Source organism: Roseateles sp. P5_B10, from assembly GCF_056400485.1.
Genome location: NZ_JBFULE010000239.1, coordinates 1 through 6,968, shown reverse-complemented (window position 1 = coordinate 6,968; position 6,968 = coordinate 1). Strand labels below are relative to the sequence as shown.

The window sequence follows — 6,968 nt, the reverse complement described above, 5'->3', positions numbered from 1 at the left end:
GCCGAAGGAGGTGGCCCATGGATGAGCGGCGTTTCAAGAAGCGCACGATCTTCCTGGTCGCCTATCTGCTGTTTGCCATCCTGCCGGTGTACTGGATGGTCAACATGTCGTTCAAGACGAACACGGAGATCCTGTCCAGCTTCAGCCTTTGGCCGCAGCACTTCACCTGGGAACACTACAAGACCATCTTCACCGACGAGAGCTGGTACTCCGGCTACATCAACTCGCTGATCTACGTGGCCATCAACACGGTGATCTCGCTGCTGGTGGCCCTGCCGGCGGCCTACGCGTTCAGCCGCTACAGCTTCCTCGGTGACAAGCACGTCTTCTTCTGGCTTTTGACCAACCGGATGACGCCGCCGGCCGTCTTCCTGCTGCCCTTCTTCCAGCTCTACACCACGCTGGGGATGATGGATACGCACATCGCCGTGGCGCTCGCGCACCTGCTGTTCAACGTGCCGCTGGCGGTCTGGATCCTGGAAGGCTTCATGAGCGGCATCCCGCGCGAGATCGACGAGACGGCCTACATCGACGGCTACTCCTTCCCGCGCTTCTTCCTGACCATCTTCGTCCCGCTCATCAAGGCCGGCGTGGGCGTGGCGGCGTTCTTCTGCTTCATGTTCAGCTGGGTGGAACTGCTGATGGCGCGCACGCTCACCAGCGTGAACGCCAAGCCCATCGTGGCGACGATGACGCGCACGGTCAGTGCCTCCGGCATGGACTGGGGCGTGCTCGCCGCCGCCGGCGTGCTGACCATCGTGCCCGGCGCGATCGTCATCTGGTTCGTGCGGCACTACATCGCCAAGGGTTTCGCGATGGGCCGCGTCTAGCGCCCGGCGATCGACCGAAAGGAGACAAGCATGTTCGAGTGGATGGCCTGGACGCTGCCGGTGGCGGTGYTCTTCTGCAGCATCGTGCTGATGCTGATCGGCATGACGGTCTGGGAGCTGAAGTCGCCCACCACCAGCCGCCGCGGCTGGCTGCCGCTGGAGACGACCCGCGGGGACCGCCTGTTCATCGGCCTGCTGGCGGCGGCCTGGGTCAACCTGGCCTTCGTGGCCTTGAGCGAGAAGATGGTCACGTGGTTCGGCCTCGTGGACGAGCCGTCCATCTGGATCAGCTTCGTCATCTCCATGGCGCTGCTCATGCTGATCATGCGCAAGGGCTAAGAGGGTGAGAGGACATCCAGCATGCCCGCTTTGACTCCCCAAACCACCCTGCTCGTCGTTGCAAATGCTCGCCGTAGCCCGAGCTACGGCTGTGCTTTGCGCCTAGACCAGGGCGCTTTGGGAAGCCATCTCGGCCACGCCGGATGCCCTCTCACCCTCTGAAGCGACGCAGTTTTTTCAAGAAGGCGGCCGGCCATCTCTTCCCGACCGGCGTGCCAGTGCAAGCAATGGGAAGCCATCTCAGGAGACAGACATGAAATTGCGCTTGAATGCCGTGGCCTTTGCCGCTGCTGCTCTGGCTGTGGGTCAGGGCGCATGGGCCGGCGAGGCCGAAGCCAAGAAGTGGATCGACAGCGAGTTCCAGCCCTCCACGCTGAGCAAGCAGCAGCAGGCGGATGAGATGAAGTGGTTCATCGACGCTGCCAAGAAGCTGCAGGCCAAAGGCGTGAAGGAGATCTCGGTGGTGTCCGAAACCATCACCACGCACGAGTACGAATCCAAGACGCTCGCGAAGGCCTTTGAAGAGATCACCGGCATCAAGKTCAAGCACGACCTGATCCAGGARGGCGACGTSGTCGAGAAGCTGCAGACCTCCATGCAGTCGGGCAAGTCAATCTACGACGGCTGGATCTCCGACTCCGACCTGATCGGCACCCACTACCGGTACGGCAAGATCATGAGCCTGACCGACTACATGGCCGGCAAGGGCAAGGAGTGGACGAACCCGGGGCTCGACCTGGCCGACTTCATCGGCACCAGCTTCACCACCGGCCCCGACAAGAAGCTCTACCAGCTGCCCGACCAGCAGTTCGCCAACCTGTATTGGTTCCGCGCCGACCTGTTCGCCCGGCCGGACCTGAAGCAGAAGTTCAAGGCCAAGTACGGCTACGAGCTGGGTGTGCCGCTGAACTGGAGCGCCTACGAGGACATCGCCGACTTCTTCTCCAACGACGTGAAGACCATCGACGGCAAGCCCATCTACGGCCACATGGACTACGGCAAGAAGGACCCGTCGCTCGGCTGGCGCTTCACCGACGCCTGGCTTTCAATGGCCGGCACGGCCGACATCGGCATCCCCAACGGCAAGCCGGTCGACGAGTGGGGCATCCGCGCCTCACCCGACGGCTGCACACCGCTCGGCGCCAGCGTGTCGCGCGGCGGCGCCACCAATTCGCCCGCGGCCGTCTACGCACTCACCAAGTACGTCGACTGGATGAAGAAATACGCCCCGAAGGAAGCCACCGGCATGACCTTCGGCGAGGCCGGCCCCGTGCCGGCCCAGGGCCAGATCGCCCAGCAGATCTTCTGGTACACCGCCTTCACCGCCGACATGACCAAGCCCGGCCTGCCGGTGGTCAACGCCGACGGCACGCCGAAGTGGCGCATGGCCCCGGGCCCGAACGGCCCGTACTGGAAGCAAGGCATGCAGAACGGCTACCAGGACGTGGGCTCATGGACCTTCTTCGAAGCGCACGATGCCAACAAGACGGCGGCAGCCTGGCTGTACGCGCAGTTCGTGACCGCCAAGACCGTTTCGCTCAAGAAGACCATCGTGGGCCTGACGCCCATTCGCGAGTCCGACATCCGCAGCAGCGCGATGACCGACCTGGCGCCGAAGCTCGGCGGCCTGGTGGAGTTCTATCGCAGCCCGGCCCGCGTCGCATGGACGCCGACCGGCACCAACGTGCCCGACTACCCCAAGCTCGCGCAGCTCTGGTGGAAGAACGTCGCCGTCGCCGTGACGGGTGAGAAGACCCCGCAGGCCGCCATGGACAACCTGGCCGAGGAGATGGACCAGGTCATGAGCCGCCTAGAGCGCGCCGGCATGGCCCGCTGCGCGCCCAAGCTCAACAAGAAGGAAGACCCGGGCAAGTGGCTGTCCGACAAGAGCGCACCGTGGAAGAAGCTCGCCAATGAGAAACCCAAGGGCGAAACGATTGCCTACGACACGCTGCTGAATGCGTGGAAGTCGGGGAAGGTTCGCTGAGCAAGCCACGGTCTGTCGCGACGGCGATGGCGTGTCGGACCCGGCGAAGTGCCGGGTCTTTTTCTTGCGTGTTGCGATTGCATGCGAGCGCGGCAACTGGCCCAGTTTTGCTGGATCAGTGATGGCGGCGTAGTGGCGCGCACAAGGCGCTGGTAGGCCACCGGTGCGACTGTTGACGAAGTTGTGGGCCGGCGGCAGGGTGCCGATACGGGCCGTGTTCGGCCGTATGCAGATCGACGCGATCAAGCCGCACCACGTGCGCGGCTACATGGACAAGCGTGGTCAGCAGGTCAAGGCCCGTGCGAACCGCGAGAAGRCCCTTCTGAGCCATCTTTTCAACAAGGCCAGGGAGTGGGACTACACCGACGCCACGAACCCCTGCCAGGGCGTGAAGGGCTTCAAGGAATCGGGGCGAGACCGCTATGTCAGCGACGACGAGTTCCAGGCCGTGTGGGAGAAGGCAGACCAGCCCACGCGATGCGATGGACCTGGCGTTGTTGACCGGCCATCGGCCGGCCGACGTGCTGAAGATCGAGCTCGCCGACAGCCGCTTCGACAGCGGACCGACTATTCGTCCTCGGACTCAGCGCCTGCATCAGCGGGCCGATCCTTCTTACCAATCACACTTTGCGACCGTTCGATGCCGGAGAGCAACCGATACAGGGCATTCAGGTTCGGTTCACTAAGTTGCTCGTTATCTTCTCGTAGCGCCGCGAGCAGGGCACTCGTTTCCCGTTGCTGTTGAAGTGCCGTCTTGGGCAAATTCCGCCAAACCTTCACTGCCTCATTTGAGCTCTTGGCTTTCCAATCCGCAGGGAGCCTTTTTGAAGCTGTCTCCAGAGTGCTCAGTCGYGATTCGATGCGCTGCACACCGGACRCGATGTCGGCAATGATTTGGTCAGGCGAAGGTTTCCGGGGGCCTTTCTTGCTCGCTTTTTCCGTGTCTGCCAGGACTTGCTTGATGGACTCATCCAGTTCGGCCCATGAGCGCTCAAAAATCTTTGTCAAAACGGCGTCAGATGACGGTTCGATCAGCTGTCCATTGAGCGTCTTCAATAACCTGAATATGTCCTCGCGCTCAATCCTCGTGCTTTGAAACAGGCCGAGGGGGGGGCTCATCTCGCCCGGCTCAATGTCGACACAGACGACGCAAACACGCTGCGCCCCTAGGCTCGCAATAGCCCCCGCCTCGAAGTTGAGCCAGGGACTAACGAGGGCCTCACGGGTGGCGAAGAAGACGCCAATGCCCTTGGACTCGGTGAGTGCCTCTTTGATCCCGGTGATCCATGTGGCGCCCTTTTCGATGTCCTCGGAGGAAATCCAAGGCTTGGATGAAGTCAACACCGTCGGCAACCACTCGGCGAACGCCTTCGCAACTCCGTGACTCCGCACGCCTGACCAGCTTAGAAAAACCTTCATGTCACGCCTCCGCCATGTTTTGTAGAAACGCACTGAGATGTAGAAAAGCCCCGGGTAGGTCAACTACGCGGGGCTTGCTCTAAGTGCTTGTAGCTTCGGCGAAGTCTATGTCCTGCGACGACAGGCGGAATGCTCGGGATCGGTCGGACCGATCCCTCGGCCTCGCGGAGCGCTCGGCCCGTGGCCGCAGGCCACGTCCAAGGCAGTCCACCGGACTGCCTTGAGCGAACCACTCGGTGGTTCTCATCCGCCCCAAACCCCCAAACGCAAACGGCACCCCGAAGGGTGCCGTTCTTGTCTGGTGGCCTGGGGCGGAATCGAACCACCGACACGCGGATTTTCAATCCGCTGCTCTACCAACTGAGCTACCAGGCCTTGATCTGCTTCCCGAATGGCTGGCGCCGTTCAGCGAAGTCCGCGACTGTAGCACAGGCCGCGCAGCTTTTGCTACGTCAGCCGCCGCTGCCACGCTTGTTGCGGCTCAGGTCGACGCCCAGTTGCTTGAGCTTGCGGTAGAGGTGGGTGCGCTCCAGGCCGGTCTTCTCGGCGACGCGGGTCATGGAGCCGTTTTCCTTGGCGAGATGGAACTCGAAGTAGCTCTTCTCGAAGGCGTCACGCGCCTCGCGCAGCGGGCGGTCGAGCTCGAAGCTCTGCTCGGACGCCAATGCGTTGCCAGGCATGTGGCTGTTGCCCGCGAGGCTGGCGGGCGCAGCCTGCATCGGGCTCATCTCGGGGCGGGCATAGCTGTTGGCCATGCCGACCGCCGCTGGCGCGGGGCGCGGCGGGGCAGTCTTGACCAGCGCCTGCTCGACGGCGCGCAGCAGTTTCTGCAGCGTGATCGGCTTTTCGAGGAAGGCGATGGCACCGAACTTGGTGGCCTCCACCGCCGTGTCGATGGTGCCGTGGCCGCTCATCATGATGACGGGCATGGTCAGCACGCCGGCGCTGCCCCATTCCTTGAGCAGCGTTACGCCGTCGACGTCGGGCATCCAGATGTCGAGCAGCACGAGATCCGGGCGCATGCGTTCACGCACCGCCCGCGCCTGGGTGGCGTTCTCGGCAAGCTCAATGGTGTGTCCCTCGTCGCTGAGGATTTCGGACAACAGGGCACGGATGCCCAGTTCGTCGTCGACAACAAGAATCGTGGCCATGAATCCTTAGGTCTTGGCAGCCTGTGCACCGGGCTCGGTGGCAGGTGCCAGATTCGAAAATGATAGCGAAACTTGCGCGCCGGTCACGACAGCCTCCTGACTGCCGTCCGGGGGAGAACCCGCATCGGAAGCCGGATGCAGGTTGCGCAAGGAGATGCGGGCGCCGTGTTCGTCGGCAATTTTCTTCACGACGGCCAGGCCCAGGCCGGTGCCCTTGGCCTTGGTTGTCACATAAGGTTCGAAGGCGCGCTTTAGCACTTTTTCGGCAAAACCGGGGCCGTTGTCGACGATGTGCAGGCGCACCGAACGCGGCGTGCCGCCCTCGGTCACGGACAACGAGGAGCGCACGGCCACATGGCCATCGGGGCGCTCGTGCACGGCGTCCAGGGCGTTCTGCACGAGGTTGTGGATGACCTGGCGCAGCTGGCTGGCATCGCCCTTGATGTGGGGCAGGTTGGCGGCCAGCTCGGCCGTCAAGCGTCCCCGCTCCTGCGGCTCGGCGTAGAGGCTGAGCACCTCGTGGATCAGCTCGTTCAGATCCAGGGGCTTGAGTTGGGCCGACGGCAGACGGGCGTAGTCGCGGAACTCGTTGACGAGCTGCTTCATGGCCTGCACCTGGTTGACGATGGTGGCCACCGAACGCACGAGCATGGCCTGGTCGGTACCTTCGAGCTTGGCTTCGAGCTTGTGCTGCATGCGCTCGGCCGAGAGCTGGATGGGCGTCAGCGGGTTCTTGATCTCGTGGGCGAGGCGGCGCGCGACCTCACTCCAGGCGGCCGAGCGCTGCGCCGACACCACCTCGGAGATGTCGTCGAAGACGACAAGGCGGGCCGCCTGCGGCAGTGGCGCGCCGCGCACGAGCAGGGTCAGCGGGTCCTGCTTGGGGTCGAGCTTGAGCTCGAAGGAGTCCTGCCAAAGCTCGCGGTCCATGTCGCGCTCGCCGCTGTCGCGGCCGAGGTGCTGCTCGAAGCGCTGGTCCAGCGCCGCGGAGAACTCGGCCAGCGGGGCAAGGTCGGCCAATGGGCGGCCGATGTAGGCCGACAGCGGCAGGCGCAGGATGCGCGTCGCGCCGGGGTTGACGGTCTCGAGGAAGCCGTCGGCGTCGATGACGAGGACGCCGGCGGTCAGGTTGTCGAGGATGGTCTGCAGGTGGGTGCGGGCGGCGTCCAGCTCGGCCACGGTGCGCGACACCTGCGCGCGCGCGTCGGCCAGTTGGCCGGTCATGTCGGCGAAGGAGCGTGT

5 protein-coding genes, 1 tRNA gene and 2 pseudogenes are annotated in these 6,968 nt (G+C 63.8%); 3 read left to right on the top strand and 5 right to left on the bottom strand.

Annotation, left to right across the window (positions count from 1 at the left end; translation table 11 throughout):
- The first annotated feature begins 17 nt into the window (after nucleotides 1-17).
- The 3 genes from AC1DU6_RS15525 (at nucleotide 18) to AC1DU6_RS15515 (ending at nucleotide 3,156) form a co-directional block, all read left to right on the top strand.
- Nucleotides 18-830 carry a carbohydrate ABC transporter permease gene (locus AC1DU6_RS15525; RefSeq protein WP_457322533.1) on the top strand — a complete coding sequence of 271 codons (813 nt, stop codon included), beginning with the start codon at nucleotides 18-20 and terminating at the stop codon, nucleotides 828-830.
- A 30-nt stretch (nucleotides 831-860) separates the two neighbouring features.
- A complete protein-coding gene (locus AC1DU6_RS15520) occupies nucleotides 861-1,169 on the top strand; it encodes a DUF2160 domain-containing protein (RefSeq protein WP_477858142.1) in 309 nt (102 codons plus the stop codon).
- A 253-nt stretch (nucleotides 1,170-1,422) separates the two neighbouring features.
- Nucleotides 1,423-3,156 carry an ABC transporter substrate-binding protein gene (locus tag AC1DU6_RS15515; RefSeq protein WP_477858140.1) on the top strand — a complete coding sequence of 578 codons (1,734 nt, stop codon included), beginning with the start codon at nucleotides 1,423-1,425 and terminating at the stop codon, nucleotides 3,154-3,156.
- 567 nt (nucleotides 3,157-3,723) lie between these two features.
- Here the strand turns inward: AC1DU6_RS15515 and AC1DU6_RS15510 are convergent.
- The 5 genes and pseudogenes from AC1DU6_RS15510 to AC1DU6_RS15490 form a co-directional block, all read right to left on the bottom strand.
- Entirely contained in the window at nucleotides 3,724-4,575 is an 852-nt protein-coding gene (locus AC1DU6_RS15510) for a toll/interleukin-1 receptor domain-containing protein (protein ID WP_477858139.1), read from the bottom strand.
- A 299-nt stretch (nucleotides 4,576-4,874) separates the two neighbouring features.
- Nucleotides 4,875-4,950 (bottom strand) — tRNA-Phe (locus AC1DU6_RS15505).
- Between the two features lie 77 nt (nucleotides 4,951-5,027).
- Nucleotides 5,028-5,213: pseudogene (locus AC1DU6_RS15500) on the bottom strand (helix-turn-helix domain-containing protein); the annotation flags it as partial.
- 144 nt (nucleotides 5,214-5,357) lie between these two features.
- Nucleotides 5,358-5,726: pseudogene (locus tag AC1DU6_RS15495) on the bottom strand (response regulator); the annotation flags it as partial.
- A gap of 6 nt (nucleotides 5,727-5,732) precedes the next feature.
- Nucleotides 5,733-6,968 (bottom strand): sensor histidine kinase (locus AC1DU6_RS15490; protein WP_477858137.1); only part of this gene is annotated, 1,236 nt, incomplete at its 5' end.